Consider the following 1,880-nt stretch of genomic DNA (forward strand, 5'->3'; position numbering starts at 1 on the left):
GAAGGCGCTGCACGAGAAGCTCGGCGTGACGTTCGTCTACGTGACGCACGACCAGGGCGAGGCGCTGACGATGTCGGACCGCGTGGCGGTATTCGACAAGGGCATCGTGCAGCAGCTCGACACGGTGGACCGGCTCTACGAATCGCCGTGCAACGAATTCGTCGCGAACTTCATCGGCGACAGCAACCGGCTGCGCGGCACGATCGCGCGCGTCGACGGCGAGTTCTGCGAGCTGCGGCTCGGCGACGGCACGCGCCTCGTCGGCCGCCGCATCGGCGATGTCGCCGAGGGTGCGGCGGCCGTCGCATGCATCCGGCCCGAGCGGATGAGCCTCGCGGCGCAGGGTGCGAACGGCCATGCGCCGGATCGCGTCAATGGCGATGCGAACGGCCACGCGAATGGCCACGCGAACGGCGCGGCGGCGAACCGGCTGACGGGCGAGGCGCGCAGCCTCATCTATTTCGGCGATCACGTGCGCGTGCGTTGCGCGCTGCCGGGGCAGGACGAATGCTTCGTGAAGATGCCGCTCGGCACCGGCGCGCTCGACGCGTTCTCGCCGGGCGCGCCGGTCTCGCTCGCGTTCGCGCCCGAGCATCTGCGCGTCTTTGCGTAGGCGCCCGCGCCGAGCGAGCCGACAGCGCGCGGCACGTCGCCCATTACAACGTCACGCATTCACCACGACCACCACAAGAGGAGAGCAACGATCATGAACGGAACAGGTTTTGCGGTGCGCGGCACCGCGCTCGCATTGGCGCTGGCTGCCGTCGGCGCATCGGCAACGGCGGCGGAGCTGACGGTCGTCAACTTCGGCGGCGCGAACGGCGACGCGCAGAAGGTCGCGTTCAACCAGCCGTTCGAGAAGGCGACCGGCAACAAGGTCACCGCCGTCGAGTACAACGGCGAGCAGGCCAAGGTGAAAGCGATGGTCGAAGCGAAGCACGTCAACTGGGACGTGGTCGAAGTCGAGTCGGGCGACCTGAATCGCGGCTGCGACGAAGGGCTGTACGAGAAACTCGACTGGTCGAAAATCGCGAAGAAGTCGGACCTCATTCCGGAAGCGCCGCAAGTGTGCGGCGTCGGCTTCTTCGTCTGGTCGACCGCGCTGTCGTACAACGCCGACAAGCTGAAGACCGCACCGACCGGCTGGGCCGATTTCTGGAACGTGAAGAAATTCCCGGGCAAGCGCGGAATGCGCAAGGGCGCGCGCTATAACCTCGAGTTCGCGCTGATGGCCGACGGCGTCGCGCCCAAGGACGTGTACAAGGTGCTCGGCACGAAGGCCGGCCAGGACCGTGCGTTCAAGAAGCTCGACGAACTGAAGCCGTATATCCAGTGGTGGGAAGCGGGCGCGCAGCCGCCGCAGTTCCTCGTCGCCGGCGACGTCGTGATGTCGACCGCGTACAACGGCCGCATCGATGCCGCGCAGAAGGAAGGCAAGAACCTGAAGGTCGTGTGGAACGGCAGCATCTACGATCTCGACTACTGGGCGATTCCGAAGGGCTCGCCGAACAAGGCGCTTGCCGAGCAGTACATCGCCTACACGCTGACGCCGAAGCCGCAGCAGGCATACGCGCAGCACATCGCGTACGGGCCGGCGAACATCGCGGCGATCAAGTCGCTCGACGCGAAGACGCTCGCGAATCTGCCGAATTCGCCGGCCAACGGCAAGAACGCGGTGCTGGAAGACATCGGGTTCTGGACCGATCACAGCGACGAACTCGAGCAGCGCTTCGCCGCGTGGGCGACGAAGTAATCGCACCGCTGTCCCGATGCAACCGGCCGCGCGGCGCTTCGTTCGCGTCGCGCGGCATTCCGCCGGATCGCGCTCCGGCCGGAGAGAACCGTTGAATACGATGACGATCGCTTCTTCCCCGACGTCG

The 1,880-nt window shown here is 66.5% G+C and carries 2 protein-coding genes; both read left to right on the top strand.

The features are described from left to right. Window positions 1-613 (top strand): TOBE domain-containing protein (locus tag HMPREF3115_RS27550; protein ID WP_083302322.1); only part of this gene is annotated, 613 nt, incomplete at its 5' end. Between the two features lie 93 nt (window positions 614-706). Continuing rightward, the gene (locus HMPREF3115_RS27555) at window positions 707-1,753 is read left to right on the top strand and encodes an ABC transporter substrate-binding protein (protein WP_006411082.1); all 1,047 of its coding nucleotides are present in this window, start codon (window positions 707-709) and stop codon (window positions 1,751-1,753) included. Window positions 1,754-1,880 lie beyond the last annotated feature (127 nt).

The organism is Burkholderia sp. HMSC10F09 (assembly GCF_001806955.1).
Classification (GTDB): domain Bacteria; phylum Pseudomonadota; class Gammaproteobacteria; order Burkholderiales; family Burkholderiaceae; genus Burkholderia; species Burkholderia multivorans.